The following is a 19,682-nucleotide window of genomic DNA, read 5'->3' as shown; positions in this document are numbered from 1 at the left end:
ACATCTTAACAAGCGAGTGTAAAGTCTAAACCCTCGAAACGTTAACGGAATGTAAAAGTTTTTAATGTCGAGTTTTAGCTAAATTTAATGATTTTTTTACAAACTATGGACTTGTATTTAATAATCAACTCGCATAATAGGAAACAAATCACGACTACCCAATTGTAACGTTTGGACTATTGATTTTAATAATGGAGGGATTAAATGAGCATTCTAATAAGTAAGAAGACAATTTCACTTCCTGCGTTGTCCCTAAAATTAAAGCTCATGCTTGGTTTTGCCGGGATGCTGGTATTGTTCCTGGGAATGGCGCTTTATAATTTGCAGCAGGTTAACGACATCAAAATTCAACTTAGCCAGCAGAATGATAAGGTAGAGCTCAAGCTGATGGCACTAGAGCTTAAAGAGATGGTTCAGGAGCTGAATATTATCGCATCCGGACTCGAAATTTCTAAGAAAGCCGATTACATACCGAAGTATAATGAAAAAAGAGCCATTTTCGACAAAATGATCAAACGTGTGGGTGACACTGCTACTACACCTGAACAAGCCAAATGGCGCAGCAAGCTGATCTCGCTGACAGTCGATTATACAAATACATTTGACGTCGCGGCCAAGCTGGTTCAGGAAAATAAGCTGACAGCGGACGATCTTAACAAAAATATGGAATATCTATACAATGAATCTCAAACGCTCATGGGCGACATCTTCGTCAATGTGGATCAATTCTACGTTGCTTATTCACAGGACGCCGAGAACGCAGTCGCCAATACCCAGCATTTGCTTAACAATACAGTAACAATGATGCTCATCTGCTCCATAATTGTCATTATCTCCAGTATTGCCATTGCATTCTTACTGATCAGTTCATTTGTTAAGCCGATCAAAAAGCTGCAGAATGCGGTACATGCTATGGCTAATGGTGATTTGCGTAATAAAATCAACAGCACCTCGAAGGATGAGCTGGGAGCTTTGAGCAATAGCTTTGATCACATGACCGATCAGGTCCGCAGTATGCTAGCCCATACCCAAGTCATTGCGCTCTCGTTATCCGAGCATTCCAAGATGTCTCAAGGTTTCTCTGGCTCGACAGCTAATGTAAATGCGGATATCGTTCGAGCCATTCAGGAAATATCGACAGGCGCCGAGCAGCAAGCCTCTCATTCCGAACAAAGCACTCATATCATTGCCGAGCTAGGCCAGGAAATCGAGCTGATCTCCGGATTGTCCAAAGCTGTTCATGAAAGAAGCAACGAAGCTGCCTTCAATACACACACTGGCTCCAGCTCAATGGAGGCTCTCCGTTCTGCTTCCCAAATATCTGAAAGCATACTTGATAAAGTACATCAAACCATGACATCGCTATCTGCCAGCTCGGTACAAATCAACAAAATTGTTAATACAATTACCGATATCTCTCAACAAACCAATGTGCTTTCTCTGAATGCTGCGATAGAAGCGGCGAGGGCTGGAGTTCACGGACGAGGTTTCTCGGTTATTGCCGAGGAAGTAAGGCAGCTGTCACTGCAGACAAATGATTCGTCCAAATCGATTGCCTCGATCATACATTCGCTGCTGGCACAAACGAAAGATTTGGAACTATATATAGAAGAAGCACGTAAATCCTTCCTTCAGCAAAATGGTAAAATGAATGAAAGTGTCGAAGCTTTTCAGGAAATCCGCAGCTCCATGGATGCACTCTCACAGGATATTAATCAGATCCAGACCCAAATTGGCCTTGCCCAGAAAAAAAATGAAAGCCTGATTGATTCTGTACAAATCGTTGCAGCCATCGCTCAGGAAACAGCAGCAGGTGTCGAAGAGGTTACCTCCTCATCTATTCAGCAAAATGCAGCCATTCAGCAAATTGCATCACAAGCCGATGACATGATGCTGCTATCGCAAAAATTATTTAAAGAAGTGAACCGATTTCAGATTGGAGATCTCGGAGAAATCGAAGAACTTGGAGCAGGTCGAGCTAATGACGCCTTAAGTGAGGAGGAGGTTGTCGCGAACCTTTATGATTCGAGTGAGTTTGAAGCCATTCATCCAGAGCAGCTTCCACAGACAGCAGCCATTGATGAAAGCAGCCAGGATTCAACAGAGAAAATAGTGAAACCTGCTGCTGAGCAAGGGGCTTCGAAAACTGTAGATACTATGAATGTAGATTCTATCGAAAATGAAACTAAAGAAGAGGACAAAGAAAAAAAACTCATACCTGTCGGTTAACAGAGAAAGCCCCGCACCGGATACCCAATTCCGAGCGGGGCTTTTTGGAAATTAGCACAGCACAACGTCACTCTTTATTGCTTGGACTTTAAAGTACCAAGTGTTGCATGTTCATCTATATCTTGAAGTCTGCGCCCCTTCGCAACTTTCAGCCTCTGAGCCGTGTAGATGCCCGTATGTCCAGAGCTTAAATAACTGATCACAACAGCAACAAACATGTAGACTGCCGCCTCGGAGCCAAACAGCTCAATACCCAACAAAAAGCAAGCGATCGGAGTATTCGTTGCTCCGCTAAACACGGCAATTAAGCCAATCCCCGCCAAAAATGGACCATGCAGCTGCAATAGAGTACCCAGCGTATTCCCCAAAGTTGCACCTATCACAAACAACGGCGTCACCTCTCCACCCTGGAAACCAGACCCTAGCGTAATCGAAGTGAAAATCAGCTTCCATAAAAAAGCGAAAGATGCCGTTGTTTCTTGAAAGGAGTCATTGAGCAGCGGTAATCCCAATCCGAGATAATCCCTTGACCCGATCGCCAATGTCAGCACAATGATCATACAACCACCGACAAAGGATTTCCATGCGGCATTTCTGAATAGTCTTGTAAATATAGCCTTCAGCTTATGGGTTAGCTCACTGAACAGCCGGCTTGTCAAGCCAAATAGGATCGCCGCGGCCGCAACCTTCAGCAGAACGACCGCACTGAGCGGCGGCACTTGCCCCATCGAATAATGAGCGTGCATCACTCCCCATCCTAACGTCACCGCATGTCCAACCAAACTTGCAATCAGGCACGGAAGTAAGGCCTCATAGCTGATCAGACCGATGATTAACACCTCCATACCAAAGACAGCCCCTGCAAGCGGGGTTCCGAACACCGATCCGAAGCCTGCGCTGATACCGCACATTAGCAGAATTTTACGATCGTCCGGATGAATACGCAGCAGCTTGCCCAGATACTCGGACAAGCTGCCACCCATTTGAACCGCCGTCCCCTCACGCCCTGCCGAGCCGCCGAATAAATGCGTCAACACCGTGCCGATCAGCACAAAAGGAGCCATACGCAATGGTATGGTTTCACGTCCATCATGAATTTGCTCCAAAATCAGATTATTGCCTTTTATACTGCTGCTGCCATAGGCATGATACATCCAGCTGACCAAAGCACCACCAAGGGGCAGTAAATATAACAGCCACGGATGTTCGTATCGTAAACTTGTAGCCGAATCCAGACTTAACAGAAATAGCGCCGAGGCCGAGCCGGTCATGACGCCTACTAAACTCGCCAGCACCAACCACCACAGTACATACTTGATGAAAGCCAAGTGCTGAAACCTCCGACTACCAGAGAAAGTCCGATCTCCCCATTTTTTCAGCCAGTTGTTCATATTCCTCTTCCACTCCCCGAACACTCTTTCACGTAATAATACCTCTCATGACATACAGGCGCAAGAAATTAATCCGACTTAGGGCATAATTGATATGACGAATCCCCATCAAACTTTAGCAGGATGTGCTCAATCACCTTTTTATTCCATATGAGTAGATGTTAAAATATTACTATTCAAAGGAGGAAGAAAAATGGATGACACTTCTGATCTAAACCCCATCGACTATGCTCAAATCATTGTAAAGATTAACGCTTCGATACAGCCTGCAAGCAAGTTTGTCAAAGAGCTGTATGAGCATCCTGATAAGAAATGGGATCCCGATAAACGCATCCTGAATTTAAAGGAAGAGTTAATTTCATTTGTGCATTGTCAACATGAGATTTTAGCATTAAATGTGCCTGATCTATTTTTAGTCGAGCACGTACAACTTATGTCGGCCTATCAAGATATAACTAACGGAACTCAAGAAATGATCCATAGCTTTGATACCAACACCGGTGTACTGAACTCAAATCGTTATGACTCCGGCTATGCATTACAAAAAGAAGCTATCCATAAAATCATACCTGTTTTGCAAACCATCATCAGAAAACTAACTCCATAAAGGCACATAGGCCCTTAGCATATGCTCGTTAAATGGCATCAAAAAAAGAGCTGTATGTCTACAGCTCTAACATTTATAAGTATTTAATTTTGATATTTAATAAATTTATTCAATTTTCGATCAAGCATTACACTAAGTTGGACCAAGAGAGGGTCATGTAAACTTTCCGTTTGATCGTACACATTGACCATGCAATTTTTTAAGGCTTCAATCTCTGCAACAAGCAAAACCAATCTTACTTTTTGAAGCTGTCTACTTTTAGTAAGCTCCATACACATTCCTCCTTTGATTTTAAAAAAGAGAGTATTTCGGTAACTGGCTGGCATAGTCGCATTGACTTTAGCCCCTAATAGTTTTGCGTCCCCATTTTTCAATGGCTTTGCCTTTTTCGATATTGCGTATGCGATTCTATTATACTACAAATATCGCTATTTTTTATAGAATTAAAGCACTAAATCTTCGACATTATTTTCGTTTTTATTGAATTTTTTGTCATTTATTATTATTCTGCCCCCTTTATATGGAGATATTTAATATTGGGGGGGAACTTGCTCTTTTCAATGACAATTACCCATTTTTGCATCTGTCCAATCACGTATCCGCTAACATTCATAAGATGCACTATACAAGGCGCGAGGAGGGATAAACATGGGTGCACTCGGAGTTGGCGGAAGCTGTGCAAGTTGTGCAGGTTATGGTCTTGGAACTACTACAGCCGTGATTCTTGTTCTCTATATTCTGCTTGTTATTATTTTAAGAACATTTTAAAGTAGTGATCTAACCACCTCCCAATCAACTCGGGAGGTGGTTACTGACTACCATTTCGGTGTCTGGACACTGAACTGGGACTGCACTCAATTAAATTTCAAATTATCATGTGTAAGACAAAACCATTAGTTAAAATCTTCGGAATCATAGGAAGAAATCTTATCAAATATCACGACTTCATGTCTCGCTGAGAACGGACCTTTTTTCAATGGATTTTCAAATGTGTAGCGCGATGGACCTATACCAGCGGATTTAGCATCATACCAAGCAACGAAAGCATTATAGTCAGCTGCAGATAGGATAAACTCTTCTACCTTGCCGTCTGTTAAAGTAATACTTAAAGCAGTTCCTATGGTAATTTCAGCTACTTCAGCAGGTATTCCACTGCCGCTGATGCTGTATTCATCGTAATTAAATTTTAAAATCTTGTCGAAAATCAGATTGTTTTTACGAACTGAAAAAGAACCTTTTAGGTGCTGATTAACGAAAGTATATTTGGCCGGACCTGTACCTGCTGCTTTGGTATCGTACCAATTGAGGAAAGCAGTTAATTCCGTTTTGGAAATATTGTATTCAAACGTATCTCCATTCGTCATGGTTGTAGTAAGGATGACTCTACTTGTACCCATAGGTGTAGCTGAGGCTTCGTTGGAGTTGGCGCTTTCTCCACCTGCACTTAAAGCTGTAATTACATAATAATACTTAGTTCCGTTTATGACTGTGGTGTCTGTATAAGGCGAACCGTAAACGTTGCTGGCAACCGTGGTATATGGGCCACTTGTAGTTGTGGAACGTTTGATGTTGTAGCCGGTAGCTCCAGTTACGGAAGACCAAGTCAGAATAACCTGGGCATCTCCTGCTGCAGCTACCAAATTTGTTATTGCCGGTATGGAGGGAACCGCCCTCTCCATCATTTCCAATTCGTGAATATCAAGATTCACATTGTAGGTAGTTGATCCATTATTGGCACTTATATTAATTCTATATTTTTTAAAAGCAGTATTATTATCAAATGTAAAAGCCTTCGAATCACCGTCTACCCAGTGGGTTATATTATCCCTTGAATCGAGTATTGTCCAATTCACATTATCGTTAGTTCCTTCAAACGTCCACTTTTTAGGTGCATCGTTAGCATAGGGAACATTTGAATAACCGCCAAAATCGAGTACATACCTAACTACGATCTTACGCAAAGGAAATTCATAGGCCAACCACCCTTGCGTTGCATTTGTTCCCCAAGCATTATAATTACTAGTTGAAGAAGAATATTTCTTTATTCCATCAAAAGCTTTCCAGGCAGGTAAAGTACCGTCCCGTCCTGTGTATTCATCACTCGCCGTCACAATTCCACCTGCAGATGTATTGGAAGTCATAATCGGAATGATATTGTTTGTATAGAGAATGGCACTAGCTTGCGGAAATGAGAAAGCACTATCTGATTGTCGACTTTCTCCATCCGGATTTATTGCAGTAACTTTGTAATAATATTCAACTCCATTTAGAACTGTATTATCAGTATAGGAGGCTACTGCTACGTTAGAGGCTATTTTTGTATAGTTTCCATTTATTGTTTCTGATCGGTACACATTGTAACCTACAGCTGTAGCTAAAACTTTCCAAGACAAATTAGTTAAAGCATCACCTGTAACCGCCACTAGATTAGTTGGGTAAGTTAGTCGATCCGACATTTCCATTTCTGCAATCGCCACATAGCCCGGTATCGTATGTGTATCAATCCAGAATACTCTCCAATATCTAAAGCTATTTGTTGGAGTCCAAAAAAAATCTTGTTTGCTTCCATTTTGAAGTGCTACTCCAGTAAACTGATCTACCCAATCTATATTATTCGAGGAACCTTGAACTTTAAAGTTTTTCATACCTGCACCATAACCCATTACAGCATCGGCTTGATATTTTAATTTTGCAATTGCTCTAGAATCATTAAAATCCACCTTTATCCACGAATTAACTCCACTGCCAGAGAAAAATGAACTTGTAGAATTGCCCCCGTCCCAAACATTGTCAAATGCTTTTGGCGCTGCGTAACTTAAGCTATAGATAGAACTAGCAGTAAAAGCAGTAGTTGGCAACCCATCTGTTAAATCATTTGAGTATTCATCTTCTGCATAAACCACGACTCCAAAAATAGACATTAAAATTAACACAAATCCAATTAAAGCTATCAATTTCTTTCTCAAAACAAATCTCTCCCTTATTTACCAATATATTATGTATAAGACAAATAGTAGATTACAATAATTTACATCAGATGTCCAAACATATATAACCATATATTGTAAATAAAGGATCGTATTATCATAATTCTTATAGGTAAAAAAATAGAAGACTTGACCATGAGGAGTATGATTTTAAAACTGAATTGAATTTGTTCTTGTAGTAATCAGTACGGATTCGAAAACGATAGATTAATATAGATCTGTATACTATAATGGTTAATGTTTCTAAATAAAAGAATATGTGGGGTACATATGAACAAAAAACGGCTTTTATTCGTGATATTGAGTTCTGTTATCATTTTGTTAAGTGGCTGTGTTAAAGGGGATTTTCATGTAACGGTGAACCGGGATCAGTCTGCTGAGCTGGATTACAAATTGGCCTTAAGCTCTCAGCTAATCGGATTAATGAGTATGAATAGTGCAAATAAGACGGATATGTTAGGTGAATTAAAAAAGAATTTTGAAACGGATGGATACCAGGTCTCACAGTATAAAGATGGAGATTACCAAGGTGTACAAGCCAAAAAGCATGTTAAGGATGTTAAGGAAATTAAAAATGTCGGTGTCAATCAAGGCAATATCAATGCCGAAAACAAGATTGACATGACGGTTGATAAAGGCTTCATCTTTAATACCAATCATGTGATAGGTAATTTTGATTTAAGCAGCATGAAAGCCGATGCCAAAGATACGATGGGCTTGCAAAAAATGATGATCAGTCAGATTGATTTAAAATTTACATTGACGCTACCGGAAAAGGCAGAGCAGCAAAACGCTTCCAGAGTATTGGACGATGGCAAGACCTATCAATGGGATCTGCTGGCAGGAGCCAATAATGAAGTCAAGCTGGACCTTAAAACCCCGAACATGGTGAATATATCGATCCTGGTAGCAGTTGTTGTAATCCTGATTGCCGCCATCATTTTCTTGTTATTAAGAAGAAAAAAACGCGCACAACCCGTTGAGCCCCTTGCTATAGAAACCCCTATCGAATAATTGAAGCCTCCAAGCACACATTAGAAAATGTGGATTGGAGGCTTCTTTATTGAATCTCTTGGAGACAGTATCCCTCTTATTTAACAAAATCAAAATCTGCTGCTCTTGCATTGGATTCCACCTGCTCCGGACTTTTGCAGCCTGGGATTACACTGGTCACCGCCGGATGCTTCAAGCACCAGGCCAAGGCCCACTCTGCCATATTCACACCTTCCGGCAGTTCATTTTGTTGAATCTCCTGTACCTTTTGCAGCTTGATCAAGGTCTGCTCCTTGTTATGTCGGGATCGCACATCGTTCTCGGCAAATTCCGCACCAGGCTTGTACTTGCCGCTCAAGTACCCGCTTGCCAATGGCACACGGGCAAGCACACCTAAATCCTGACGTTCGCATGATGGAAACACGCGATTTTCAGGTGTTTGATCCAATCGATTGTATACGACCTGAATCGCTTTGGCATTCACTTTCGACGCCGCATCTGTCTGATGTAAATTATCGTTGCTGCCGATTGAAATACCGAGATTTCTCACTTTTCCCGCCTGCACCTGCTTGTCCAGCATCGTCCACAGGGCATCGTTATCAAACACTTCATCAGACCCTGAATGAAACTGGTACAAATCGACATAGTCGGTCTTCAAAGATTTCAGTGAGTTCTCCAATTGAATAAGCACTTGTTCAGGCGACCAGTAATTGATCGTTGTGCTTTCTCTATCTGCATGGTTATGGCCGAATTTGGTTGCGATTACCCAATCTGACCTGCTTTTTCTACGTGCGATATAATCTCCGATAAAGCTCTCCGAAAGGTGATGACCATAACATTCTGCCGTATCGATCAGATTGATCCCAAGCTCTGCAGCTTTATCCAGAATTGCATCGACTTCATCCTGTGTAAAATCCTTCCCCCAGGCTCCACCAAACTGCCATGTGCCTACGCCTACCACGGAAACCTGTAGCTCCGTCTGTCCAAGTCTGCGGTATTTCATGTAACGTCAGCTCCTTCGAATTGAATGCTAAGTAACAATACCCATTATAGGGAAGTTTCCAAACCTCAACAAGAATGGAAAAAAAGGTGCGCTAGTGAATCTAAAGTAACTGATAGGGCTAATATGCTAGCAATCTCGTCTAAAATCAAGCAGCCACGACTGCATATCAACGAAAAACACCCCTTCGAGCTGCAAGAACAGTTAATGTCCTTGTTGCCAGAAGGGGTGTTACAATCCACTATGTTATTTAGCTGGAATCTCAACTTGACCGGAGCCATACGTATTAAACCAGCCTTTAATCGTGTCAAAATCACTGCTGAATGAAAGGCTGAGCATTAACAGGATTCTTGCATGGGCCGCGTTCAGGCTGTCACCCGCAATAATACCATCACCTGTTGTATAATTGCTGCCCGAACCTGTGCGAGTCGTGGCCACAAAGATTACGCCTTGCTCCTTGAATGCCTTCGTACGAGCATCACCCATAGCCTTGGACACTCCGCCTGCACCTGTACCGGAGGTAACAATACCTTTGGCACCGTCCATCACAAAGCCTGTGATAGCGCCTGCGCCTGCATCCTGATAAGCATAAGCAATTTCTACCTTCGCCATGCTGGTATCAGCAATTTTTTTCAGATCAAAAGGTGTTGCCCATTTGTCCGCACTCATGAGCGATCTCGCATTGGCGCGATACACACGAATGTTTTTCTCATCGATATATCCAAGCATGCCAAGCTTCGGAGTTTCAAAAGTATCAGTCCGATACGCATTGGTTTTGGTTACATCTCTTGCCGCATGGAACTCGTCATTCAGCATCAATACGGTACCATAGTATTTGGTTTTGCCGCTTGCAGCAAGTTTAATGGCATTATACAGATTCGCTTGAGCATCACTTCCGATTACTGTCCAAGGACGCATCGAGCCCGTGATGATAACCGGCTTAGGGCTGCGAACCGTCAAATCAAGGAAATAAGCGATCTCTTCCATCGTATCTGTACCCGTTGTGACGACTACACCGTCCTGGGTTTCGAGCACTTCATCTACTTTTAAAGAGAGATTGTATAATTGCTGCATCGTATAAGAACCGGAGCCTGCATTACCAAATTGAAAGGTGGATACATCCGCGATTTGATCTTTGTTCGGTAGTGCCTTAACCATATCCTCCATCAATAAAGTTCCAGCCTTGTAGTTCTGGAAGCTGGTTTCGTCAACAGATTTGCCTGCAATCGTTCCTCCCGTAGCAATAACCTGAACCTTAGGCAAAGCGGGTACGGATGGGGCAGGCAAGGTTTGCTCTGCTACTGCTTCAGCCGCATAAGCGCTGGAAATCGGAAGTACCGAAACTGATGGAAATAACATAGTTAACGCAAGCCCTGCTACAAAAGTCGTTTTAATCCATGAAGATGGTGTAAGTATCATAATGCAAACCTCCTAGTTGTATGTATTTTCATTTTTTAATGTTATGAAACATAACATAAAAGATGACCACTAAGAGGATTATAGATGCATGTTAGGTTTTATACAAATATATAAACAGACCAATAAAACGCTTTATTGGCCTGTTTTATCGTTAAAACCTTAATTTTTCGCTGAATAACTCCATATTTCAAATTCCTATCGGTTTCAAAGTTTCCAACAACGTGTTATGAATCCTTCCATTAGATCCAATCACATGTTTAACTGTTAGTGAATATGGACTTCCCAGCGTATCACTGACCTTGCCACCGGCTTCCTCAATAATAAGCACACCTGCTGCAATATCCCAGGCATTGAGGCCATATTCCCAGAATGCTCCCAATCTTCCCGATGCGACATAAGCCAAATGCAGCGCAGCAGAACCAAGCGAACGGATCGAACGACATTGAGGAGCGATGCCTTCCAGGCTATCAATAACGGCTTGACGCATCTTCGTGTTAGAAGGAAAACCTGTGGATACAACGCTTTGTCCTAATGAATCTGCTGGAGACACATGAATCGGCTCTCCATTCTGAAAAGCGCCTTTGCCTTTTTCAGCCCAGAAAATATCGTCACGGCAAGGATCATAGATGACCCCCGCAATGAGCTCCCCGTGACATGCCAGTGCAATGGAGACCGTAAAACCCGGAATCCCCTGCACATAGTTGTTGGTACCGTCAATCGGATCGACAATCCATACAAATGGCTCTGATTTGGCCAGCTCCAGCCTTTCCTGAAGTTCTCCTGAATGAGCAAACGACTCTTCTTCACCCAAAAAAGCATGGTCAGGATACACTTCCGCCAGACGCTGCCGAATAAGCTGCTCCGAAGCTTTGTCAATTTCAGTAACGACATCGAAGCTCGAGCTTTTTGTCTCCGTAATAAATCCGGTACCCATATGCGACTTAATCATCGCACCCGCTTCTCTCGCTATTGCTTTCGCAGTTTCTATAACACTCATGCCAATTCCCTCCTCTTTTCCGAAAATTCGGCAATGATAGCCGCAATCGCATGACTCTCGTGGTGAACGGTTACAGCATCGGCAACCTGGGTCAGCTGCGAATTGGCATTTTCAACCGCATATCCGCGATCTGCCTCGATGATCATGGTCAAATCATTTAAATTATCGCCTACAGCTACAGTATACAATTCATCTACCTGCAGGATGTTGATCAGTTCCTTCAAGGCAGTTCCTTTCGTAGCATACTGAGGTAAAATTTCTAGATAGTTGGACTCCGAATATACTATTTCGCACGGAACCCCATCGTCCAGAACGGCTTGCTCCAGTTTTTTGGCTTTGTCTAAATTCGAATTAATGATCATTACCTTAGTCACAGGCTCTGATAAGATTCTGTCTTCAAAGGGTAAGCATTGTACACCATCCTTGCGTTCGTGCTTCTCCAGCAATGCATTTCGTAGAGGTGCATATACCTGACCATTCTGATAGACAAGCAGGGTTATTTCATCCGATAAACTCTCCATCAAGACACTCCATAGTGCAGGCGGGATCGTCAGCTGCTTCTCATACAGCACGGTATCGGTGACCGGACAATAGATTTTGGCCCCATTGTACAGAATCACCGGCAGGTCAATTCCGAGCTTATGAATAATGGGCAGAACTGCTGCCTCCATTCTTCCCGTCGCCAGAGTGAACAAACCTCCTTGCTCCTTGAATCGTCGGATTGCCGTTTCATTCTCTATACTGATTTGTTGTTGTCTATCCAGTAAGGTTCCATCCAGATCGGTAACCAGCAGTATTTTGTTCAAGTTCTCCAACCACCCAGCCTACTTAAATTATGTGGATAATGAATGCTCTTTTGATGCGTGATTCCTTATAGAAATATGATGCGACTCCAACGAAAGTACCACGTCCATGGCGGCGATTCGTTCCAATGCAGTGGCCAGCTTCTCCTGCTTTTGGATTTTCAGACTGAACTGCATATGCATGGAAAGTGCTGATGCATCATCACCTGCCCCTTCTTCATGAGGAATCATTTTTAAGTTAACGATTTGCAGATCATACTCCCCGAATATCGTGGCGATCCTGCCCAGGGAGCCGGGATTATCAATAATCTGAATGTCCACTTCCTGGTATCTGCGGTTTCCCATTAAGCTCTTTTCCCATTTATTGAGCAGATACAAGCTGATCAGTACGAGAAAGGTGCAGAGCATGGCTCCCATATAGAAGCCCGCTCCGACACTTAATCCAATGGCCGCCACCACCCATACTGAAGCAGCGGTCGTTAACCCCTTGATCATATTGCCATTGCGCAGAATTGCTCCTGCACCCAAAAATCCGATGCCGCTGATCACTTGCGCCGCGAGACGTGCGGGGTCCATCCGTACACTACCCTCATTAACAAATTGCGAGAATCCGTAGCTTGACAGAAGCATGATCGTAGCCGAGCCGAGACAGACGAGAATATGGGTACGAAAGCCAGCCGCATGATTACTCCATTCCCTTTCAATCCCAATCAAACCGCCAAGCACTACCGCCAATATCATACGAAGCGCCAGCTCCAGATGTGTGATTTCCCAAACACTTGCCGTTGCGAATGACAACCCGGCCCACCCCCAATCTGTTGGATCCATCATGCGTATATTTGTTTAGGAGCAATTGTAGAGGTGTCGATCGGTTCCCGGTTAACCAGAATCCCGGTTTGCTTATCATACACATTGACTTTATCCAGCGGGAATGTGACCCATACCATCTTGCCAATATCATAGTCCAGTTCCCCGATTACCTTAACCAGAATCAGGTTTTCGCCATTGCTCGTCGTTTGGATTAACGTTTCCGAGCCCGCTGGCATGACCGAATAAATTCTCAGCGGAATGCCGTTCTCCACCTTTTCCGCGGAAATACGAATGTCTTCGGGATAAATAGACAGAACAACCTTACCGGAAGGAGGCTGCGTGCAAGGAATCGCAAGCTTGCCCAGCTCTGATTCTGTCATCAGCATCCCATTGTGATAGGTGCAGTCAGCATCCACGAAATTGATCTTTGGATTTCCAATAAAATCGGCAACCCTCAGATCAGCGGGATGACGGTATATATTTCTCGGTGTGTCAACCTGAACGAGATTTCCCTCGAAAAAGATCGCGATTTTGGTTGACAGTGTCAACGCTTCGACCTGATCATGAGTGACATAAATAATCGTTGTTTTCAATTCACGGTGCAGCCTTTTGAGCTCCGCTCTCATTTCCAGACGCAGCTTGGCATCCAGATTGGATAGAGGCTCATCCAGCAACAAAATCTTCGGCTCGGTCACAATAGCGCGTGCTATCGCTACCCGCTGCTGCTGGCCGCCGGATAATTCAGAAGGGTAGCGATCCTTATATTTGGAAATTCGCATTTTTTCCAGCGCGCTCTCCACCTTGGAGCGAATTTCCGATTTGGGCATTTTGTTAATGGCAAGCCCAAAAGCAACATTGTCAAACACGGTCATGTGCGGCCATAAAGCATAGCTCTGAAAGACGAGATTCAAGCCGCGTTTGGATGGTGGTGTATAGTGGTTTTTGGCGCCGTTGATCATCTCCTTGCCGTTGATCGTCATGATGCCTTCCTCTGGGTTTTCCAAACCGGTGATCACCCGCAGCGTTGTCGTTTTGCCGCAGCCGGAGGGACCCAGAAGCGTCATGAAGTCTCCTTCCTCAATCGTCAAATCGACATCCTTCAAAATATGGTTTTTATCAAAATATTTATTAATCTTTGACAGTCTGATTCCACTCATATGTTTAGCCTCCTATGCCTTTTGAAAGATCTGCTTTTCCCCACTTCGTTGCCACAAAATGCGTAATCATGATTAATGCGATAATAATAATGACGATAGCGTCCGCATATTGCTGATAGCCCTTCTCTGCGTAGCGGAACGTAAGTGTCGTTAAGGTGCTGGTCTTCGGCGTGACGAGCAGGATGATCAAATCCAGTTCCTTCATCGCACTTATAAACAAGAGCAAGAACGCACTGATCAAACCCTTGCGGCTGAGCGGCAGCATAATCCTGAAAAACCGCAGCATGAACGATGCGCCGTGCAGCTTGGCTGCTTCCTCGAGCTCTCCGCTGATTTGCAGCATCGTGCTGGTTCCTGATCGCGTGGCGAATGGCAGCTCCTTAACAATCGTGATCAGAATTACGATCGATAGGGTTCCATATAAGGCCGGCAGCAGAAAGTGAGGCTGAGCAAACATGGACAGATAGATCGCTGCGAAGGAAATACCCGGAATCAGGTAAGGCATGAACGATAATTGCTCAACAAGTCGAGAGGAGAGCGCCTTTCTTCCCTTCGAAATCACATAGCCGAATATGAGTCCCATTACCGAGGCAACAGACGCAGCAGCAAGTGCGATAAGCAGTGAATTTTTTAAGCCCAACAGAATCGAATCGCTCTTCAGAATACCTACCTCGCCGGAGGCAATCGAGAAATCCGAATCTCCAAACCAGTAGTGCGTGGTCAGGTTGCTCAGACTGTAGTTGCCGTCCTGCAGCATGAACGTTTGCCAGAACAGCAGCAAGAGTGGGAATATGCCGGCAAGGAACATGAACAGAAAGACCAGCATTACTGAAGGAATTTTCCATATGCCAAGCGGATTCAGATTTTTCCGTGAATCCTTGCCGCTTATCGTGGCATAGCTCTTTCTTTTGCCAATTGCACGCTGATTAAAGTAAATCGTCAATGCGGAAATGATGATCAGAATCAAGCTTAAAACATAAGCGTCGGAGATCATCCGGTTTTTCATACTGCCGTACAGCATCGTGGCAATCGTATAATATTTGACCGGAAGTCCGAGAAATGCGGCAGCACCGAAGGTACCCATACTTTTGGAGAACGTTAGTATCAATGCCGATAAAATGGCCGGAAGCACGAGTGGAAATGTAATTTTGCGCAAAATCGTAAATCGGCTCGCTCCGAGAATATCGGCTGTTTCCTCCAGACTGCTGTTGATAGAGCTAAGGGAAACCGCAATCAGCAGGTAAAAGAACGTATAATAATGGCCTACCAGCACGATCGAAATCGGTAAAAACCCGTAAGAGATCCAATCCGGTGGATTAATACCGAATACATACTGCAGCATCCCCTGTGTGCCGCCAACCCGGTCGTTTTTGAAAACGATCAGCCAGGCAAACGACTTGATCCACGAAGGAAGCATGTAAGGAATAATGGCCAGAAACGCAAACGTTTTTTTGAACGGCAGATCTGTCCGGGTTACAAGCCAGGCCAGCCCTCCCCCGATGACCATGGAGAAAAATGAAACGAACACAGCAATATTAAACGAGTTCAATAGCGGCTTGTAAAAAATCGATTGACTGATATCGCTGTACAGCACATGAAGCCAATGATTAAGCGTAAGATTACCAGGTACGGCTTGCGGATTGGCCCGGATGTCCTCAGGATGCCAGGTCATGGTATGGGACACGATCTCCCACATCGGAATAACGATCGTATAGCCGAGAAATAAAATCGCAAAAATGCTAATCAAATGCAGTGGATTTGTAAAAATACTTTTGAGAATATTAACAGCTCGAGTCATCGTAAACCTGGAGGCAGGTCTCGAATATTCTAGTTTGCTCACTGGCTATGCACCCCTTCTCAGCCATGGGCTGATCCTATGTCGTCTCATGATGTGGCCTCTTTCAATCTGTGGACAGATGCCAGCACATACTCACCGAGAGATTGATCCTGATCAAATTTGTTCATGGTCAGCTCCAGATTGTACAAGCCTGAGTAACCGACCCGCTGAAGGGCATTCACGTACAGCTCCAAAGGCAAGCTCCTGCGGTCTGTCAAAGGATTGTGAGTTCCCGTTGCTCCAAGTCCATGAATATGCGTGTGGATAACCTTTTCCAGAAAAGCATCCGGCGGAAGCTGCTCCAGATAGGTTTCCGGCGGATGCTTCAGACCATGCGTATCCATTAAATTGGAATAAAAATGCCCCATATCCCACGTAATGCCTACATGTGGACTATTCACTTCTTCAACAATCCGCAGCACACCGTCTATCGAATCACCCGGGTCTACCTTGCTTGACTTCTTGCGGTTATTTTCCACAGCAATTCGTAGAGGAAGCTGCTCGGCATCGATTATCGCCACCCATTCATGCAGCAGCTTGACGGTTTGCTGATGCAGTTCCTCTTCGACACCAGTTTTGGCGTCAAAAGCATGAAGTGCCATGGTCAAGCCTGTTTGGTATTTATGGTAATTGGATAATACGTAGCTCATCGACGGATAAATCTCAGCAAAACGACTGCCCGCGAAATCTCCCGCCACATGCCCATGAATCGACAGTTGCAAGCCAGCATTCCAGATTAACTGGATCACTTCCCGATAAGCCGATTCAACGGCACCGCGAGGAAGGATGCGAACCTCAATCGAACCCACACCTGCGGTCTTTAAAGCATCCAGCAGCTTCTCTACGTTGTCATAATGCGCAATCAGGTCATTCGTGCTGTCCTTGCTTGCCTTGCCCAAAAATACGGGGGCCTGAATTGAAAATCCCAGCATATTCCTTCATCCCATCTCTCTTGGTTTTTGATCTTCTTATTGATTCTTGATCCAAAAGTTCACAACATTCTGATATACCTTGTAAAATTTCTCACTATCGTACTGCCATACGTTCAGCTCATTAATATTTTTGCTATTCTTATGCTGAACATCAGTGCGTGTCATCCAGGAGCCCACCTCATTAAACGGTACCGTTCCTTCACCTTTGCCATCGGCCTCACCAGCCATCCAGCGGATCAGCAGCTTCGCAGCATTAGGATGCGGTGCCTTGTTGCCTACAAAAAGCAGGCCTTCATCCACGACCGACAGCTTTGGCTTCAAATCCCATATAATGTCTGCCTTCAAGCCTTTTTCCGACATTTTCCGAATATCGCCGGATACCCCGATGAATACAGGAGCCGGTTTGTTAGGTGCCGCTTTACCCACTGCATCCTGGCCGTCCCCGCTGCTTTTGACCAAAATCACGTTCTTATAGAACTGCTGCAAAAATTCATAGCCTGCGTTTTTGGTGCCATTCAGCACGATATCCTTGCCGAACTTTTCTTTGTACGCCTTGGCCATATCCTCCGAGTTGACCACAAAGGCAACGAACATATCCATCTGGGCAGGCGACTGGAGCGGATCAACCATCAACACTCTGTTTTTCCATTCCGGTGTGGTCAGGTCCCACCAGTTGCTGACAGGAGGTGTTTTATTTTGCTCGGTGTTATAGAACAACGTACGGAATTCGAAGTAGGGCACGAAGGCGATCCCTTCGCTTTTATAAGGCTCAAGAATTTTGGCTGCGATGTCACTTGGCAAATACTTGAACAGCATGCCCTTCTTCACCAGCTCCTCTTCAATCGCCCCGCCTACTTCTTTCGTTAAAACGAGATCGGCATTAAAAATTCCGGCTGCCTGCTCGCGAATGACCTTATCCATAATGACATTGGATTTCAAATCGAACGTCTCGACATCAATGCCTGGATATTTCTTTTCAAAAGTTTTTTTAACGTCGTTGATTCTGCCTGAGGTGGAGTATACCGACACTTTCCCTTCCTTCTTCGCCTTTTCATACAATTCATCGACGGTTTCTGTTTTGTACAAGCCGGCGCTTTCTGCCCATGCCGATTTGGGAGCTGCTGCAGGAGCTGTGGGGGCTGCAGAGGCTGCTGCGCCTCCGGTCGTTTTTTCATTGTTGACTACGGGAGCTGTATTGCTGCAGGCGGCTAGCGCGATGGTGAAAGTCATTAATATGGGAAGAGCATTTCTTGTTATCTTCATGAAATTATCCCTGCTTTCCATTTTTCATCCTTAACCCTCACTGCATCTTCAGCCAAAACTCACGAAACTTCACAAAATTTTTATAAAAATAATCTGAGTCATAATTCCATACCTTCAGCTTGTCGATTGACGGTTGATCAGTCCGGCCATTATCCGTCCGGGTTGACCAGGAGCCCATGACATTAAAGGGCTTGAAGCCATCGGATTTGCCATCCGCCTCGCCTGCCATATAACGAATCATTAGTTTGGCTGCATTCACGTTCGGCGCTTTATCAGCAACATACAGGTACGAAGGACCAACAACCGAAATTTTCGGCAATACATCATACGTAGCCGCAATACTGAGTTTTTTTTCAATGACATCTCTTAATTTACTGGATGCCCCGATCCCGATTGGTGGCTTTCCCTGCGTCGAGACACCAACGGCTTCCACAACCTCATCGCTGGATTTCATCAAGACAGGATCATTTTTGAGAAAACGTTTAATAAATTCATACGAGGCGTTTTCCGTTCCCTCCAGCACAATATCTTTGCCGAATTTCTCCTTATAGGCCTGCTTCATTTCATCCGAATGCTGGATCATGGCCAAAAACAAGTCCATCATATCCGCAGAGTCTATCGGATCATTCATCAGCACCTTGCCCTTCCACTCCGGCATTGTCAGGTCCCACCAGTTTGTAACTGGCGATGTTTTATATACATCCGTATTGTAGAAGATCGCCCGCAAGCTAAAGTAAGGCACCAAGCCACTGCTGTTGCTTTTATAAGGCTCAACCATTTTCTCGGACAGATCCTTGGGAATGTATTTATGCACCAGCTTTTTCGTTGTCAGCTCGGTCGTTACCGCTCCGCTGGCATCCTTGACGAATATCACATCCGCGTTATAAATACCAGCTGTCTGCTCGCGAATGACTTTTTCCACGATATCATTCGTTGACATATTAAACGCTTCCACTTTGATGCCTGGATACTTGGCTTCGAATGTCGCCTTTACATCCTTAATTCGGCTGGATTGAGAGTAAACAACGACCTTGCCTTCCTGCTTTGCTTTGCTGTACAGCTCATCGACCGTTTCCGTCTTGTTCAAACCGTTGGTCTCAGCCCACGTAACTGCTGCGCTGACATCGGTTTTTGCTGAAGATTTATTGGCTGTATCTGCTGCTTTGGTGTCTGTAGACTTGGGGTTACAAGCAGTAAGCGCTATCATTAAGGATAAAGCAATCAAGCATGAGCCATAAGACTTTCGCTTTTTCATGT

Annotated in this window: 17 protein-coding genes and 1 riboswitch; of the genes, 4 read left to right on the top strand and 13 right to left on the bottom strand. The window is 44.2% G+C overall.

Annotated elements, in window-relative coordinates; translation table 11 throughout:
- The first annotated feature begins 204 nt into the window (after positions 1–204).
- On the top strand, positions 205–2,229 hold the full coding sequence (locus tag OB236_RS20865) for a methyl-accepting chemotaxis protein (protein WP_262685733.1): 2,025 nt from the start codon (positions 205–207) through the stop codon (positions 2,227–2,229).
- Positions 2,230–2,303: 74 nt separating this feature from the next.
- Here OB236_RS20865 and OB236_RS20860 read toward each other — a convergent pair whose 3' ends face one another.
- Positions 2,304–3,620 carry a voltage-gated chloride channel family protein gene (locus OB236_RS20860; protein WP_262685732.1) on the bottom strand — a complete coding sequence of 439 codons (1,317 nt, stop codon included), beginning with the start codon at positions 3,618–3,620 and terminating at the stop codon, positions 2,304–2,306.
- A 193-nt stretch (positions 3,621–3,813) separates the two neighbouring features.
- On the opposite strand from OB236_RS20860, the gene OB236_RS20855 reads away from it, so the two are divergent.
- Positions 3,814–4,227, top strand: coding sequence for a hypothetical protein (locus tag OB236_RS20855; RefSeq protein WP_262685731.1), 414 nt, complete (start codon positions 3,814–3,816; stop codon positions 4,225–4,227).
- An 83-nt stretch (positions 4,228–4,310) separates the two neighbouring features.
- On the opposite strand, the gene OB236_RS20850 is transcribed toward OB236_RS20855, so the two are convergent.
- Positions 4,311–4,499: a Spo0E family sporulation regulatory protein-aspartic acid phosphatase gene (locus OB236_RS20850; RefSeq protein ID WP_076229029.1), complete on the bottom strand. Its 189-nt coding sequence runs from the start codon at positions 4,497–4,499 to the stop codon at positions 4,311–4,313.
- Positions 4,500–4,534: 35 nt separating this feature from the next.
- Positions 4,535–4,621, bottom strand: a riboswitch (cyclic di-GMP riboswitch).
- Between the two features lie 254 nt (positions 4,622–4,875).
- On the opposite strand from OB236_RS20850, the gene OB236_RS20845 reads away from it, so the two are divergent.
- The gene (locus OB236_RS20845) at positions 4,876–4,995 is read left to right on the top strand and encodes a sporulation protein YjcZ (protein ID WP_262685730.1); all 120 of its coding nucleotides are present in this window, start codon (positions 4,876–4,878) and stop codon (positions 4,993–4,995) included.
- A 125-nt stretch (positions 4,996–5,120) separates the two neighbouring features.
- Here the strand turns inward: OB236_RS20845 and OB236_RS20840 are convergent, their stop codons facing one another.
- On the bottom strand, positions 5,121–7,193 hold the full coding sequence (locus tag OB236_RS20840; protein ID WP_262685729.1) for a discoidin domain-containing protein: 2,073 nt from the start codon (positions 7,191–7,193) through the stop codon (positions 5,121–5,123).
- A 291-nt stretch (positions 7,194–7,484) separates the two neighbouring features.
- Between OB236_RS20840 and OB236_RS20835 the strand changes: the two genes are divergently transcribed.
- Positions 7,485–8,228, top strand: coding sequence for a DUF3153 domain-containing protein (locus OB236_RS20835; protein WP_262685728.1), 744 nt, complete (start codon positions 7,485–7,487; stop codon positions 8,226–8,228).
- 76 nt (positions 8,229–8,304) lie between these two features.
- Here the strand turns inward: OB236_RS20835 and OB236_RS20830 are convergent, their stop codons facing one another.
- The 10 genes from OB236_RS20830 to OB236_RS20785 form a co-directional block, all read right to left on the bottom strand.
- The gene (locus OB236_RS20830; protein ID WP_262685727.1) at positions 8,305–9,210 is read right to left on the bottom strand and encodes an aldo/keto reductase; all 906 of its coding nucleotides are present in this window, start codon (positions 9,208–9,210) and stop codon (positions 8,305–8,307) included.
- 243 nt (positions 9,211–9,453) lie between these two features.
- The gene (locus OB236_RS20825; RefSeq protein ID WP_262685726.1) at positions 9,454–10,626 is read right to left on the bottom strand and encodes an asparaginase; all 1,173 of its coding nucleotides are present in this window, start codon (positions 10,624–10,626) and stop codon (positions 9,454–9,456) included.
- Positions 10,627–10,813: 187 nt separating this feature from the next.
- Entirely contained in the window at positions 10,814–11,623 is an 810-nt protein-coding gene (locus tag OB236_RS20820) for an inositol monophosphatase family protein (RefSeq protein WP_262685725.1), read from the bottom strand.
- Positions 11,620–12,429, bottom strand: a complete 810-nt coding sequence (locus OB236_RS20815; protein WP_262685724.1) for an HAD family hydrolase — start codon at positions 12,427–12,429, stop codon at positions 11,620–11,622. The genes OB236_RS20820 and OB236_RS20815 overlap by 4 nt, the downstream gene beginning before the upstream one ends.
- 27 nt (positions 12,430–12,456) lie before the next feature.
- Positions 12,457–13,224 carry an MgtC/SapB family protein gene (locus OB236_RS20810; protein ID WP_262685723.1) on the bottom strand — a complete coding sequence of 256 codons (768 nt, stop codon included), beginning with the start codon at positions 13,222–13,224 and terminating at the stop codon, positions 12,457–12,459.
- Positions 13,225–13,253: 29 nt separating this feature from the next.
- Entirely contained in the window at positions 13,254–14,393 is a 1,140-nt protein-coding gene (locus OB236_RS20805; protein WP_262685722.1) for an ABC transporter ATP-binding protein, read from the bottom strand.
- Positions 14,394–14,397: 4 nt separating this feature from the next.
- Entirely contained in the window at positions 14,398–16,233 is a 1,836-nt protein-coding gene (locus tag OB236_RS20800) for an ABC transporter permease (protein WP_218638997.1), read from the bottom strand.
- A 44-nt stretch (positions 16,234–16,277) separates the two neighbouring features.
- Positions 16,278–17,162 (bottom strand): sugar phosphate isomerase/epimerase family protein, encoded by an 885-nt coding sequence (locus tag OB236_RS20795; protein ID WP_262685721.1) that lies wholly within the window; start codon positions 17,160–17,162, stop codon positions 16,278–16,280.
- A 36-nt stretch (positions 17,163–17,198) separates the two neighbouring features.
- Complete coding sequence (locus OB236_RS20790) at positions 17,199–18,425, bottom strand: ABC transporter substrate-binding protein (protein ID WP_262685720.1); 1,227 nt, start codon at positions 18,423–18,425, stop codon at positions 17,199–17,201.
- Between the two features lie 37 nt (positions 18,426–18,462).
- The gene (locus OB236_RS20785) at positions 18,463–19,680 is read right to left on the bottom strand and encodes an ABC transporter substrate-binding protein (protein WP_262685719.1); all 1,218 of its coding nucleotides are present in this window, start codon (positions 19,678–19,680) and stop codon (positions 18,463–18,465) included.
- Between the last annotated feature and the right edge of the window lie 2 nt (positions 19,681–19,682).

This window comes from Paenibacillus baimaensis (genome assembly GCF_025567575.1).
The sequence above is the reverse complement of the archived record's forward strand: the minus strand, read 5'-3'. Positions and strand labels throughout refer to the sequence as shown.

Excerpts from the sequence above, each read along its gene's own strand:
- OB236_RS20865 (WP_262685733.1), top strand. The coding sequence starts at position 205 with ATGAGCATTCTAATAAGTAAGAAGACAATTTCACTTCCTGCGTTGTCC.
- OB236_RS20860 (WP_262685732.1), bottom strand. The coding sequence starts at position 3,620 with ATGAACAACTGGCTGAAAAAATGGGGAGATCGGACTTTCTCTGGTAGT.
- OB236_RS20855 (WP_262685731.1), top strand. The coding sequence starts at position 3,814 with ATGGATGACACTTCTGATCTAAACCCCATCGACTATGCTCAAATCATT.
- OB236_RS20850 (WP_076229029.1), bottom strand. The coding sequence starts at position 4,499 with ATGGAGCTTACTAAAAGTAGACAGCTTCAAAAAGTAAGATTGGTTTTG.
- OB236_RS20845 (WP_262685730.1), top strand. The coding sequence starts at position 4,876 with ATGGGTGCACTCGGAGTTGGCGGAAGCTGTGCAAGTTGTGCAGGTTAT.
- OB236_RS20835 (WP_262685728.1), top strand. The coding sequence starts at position 7,485 with ATGAACAAAAAACGGCTTTTATTCGTGATATTGAGTTCTGTTATCATT.
- OB236_RS20830 (WP_262685727.1), bottom strand. The coding sequence starts at position 9,210 with ATGAAATACCGCAGACTTGGACAGACGGAGCTACAGGTTTCCGTGGTA.
- OB236_RS20825 (WP_262685726.1), bottom strand. The coding sequence starts at position 10,626 with ATGATACTTACACCATCTTCATGGATTAAAACGACTTTTGTAGCAGGG.
- OB236_RS20820 (WP_262685725.1), bottom strand. The coding sequence starts at position 11,623 with ATGAGTGTTATAGAAACTGCGAAAGCAATAGCGAGAGAAGCGGGTGCG.
- OB236_RS20805 (WP_262685722.1), bottom strand. The coding sequence starts at position 14,393 with ATGAGTGGAATCAGACTGTCAAAGATTAATAAATATTTTGATAAAAAC.
- OB236_RS20795 (WP_262685721.1), bottom strand. The coding sequence starts at position 17,162 with ATGCTGGGATTTTCAATTCAGGCCCCCGTATTTTTGGGCAAGGCAAGC.
- OB236_RS20790 (WP_262685720.1), bottom strand. The coding sequence starts at position 18,425 with ATGAAGATAACAAGAAATGCTCTTCCCATATTAATGACTTTCACCATC.
- OB236_RS20785 (WP_262685719.1), bottom strand. The coding sequence starts at position 19,680 with ATGAAAAAGCGAAAGTCTTATGGCTCATGCTTGATTGCTTTATCCTTA.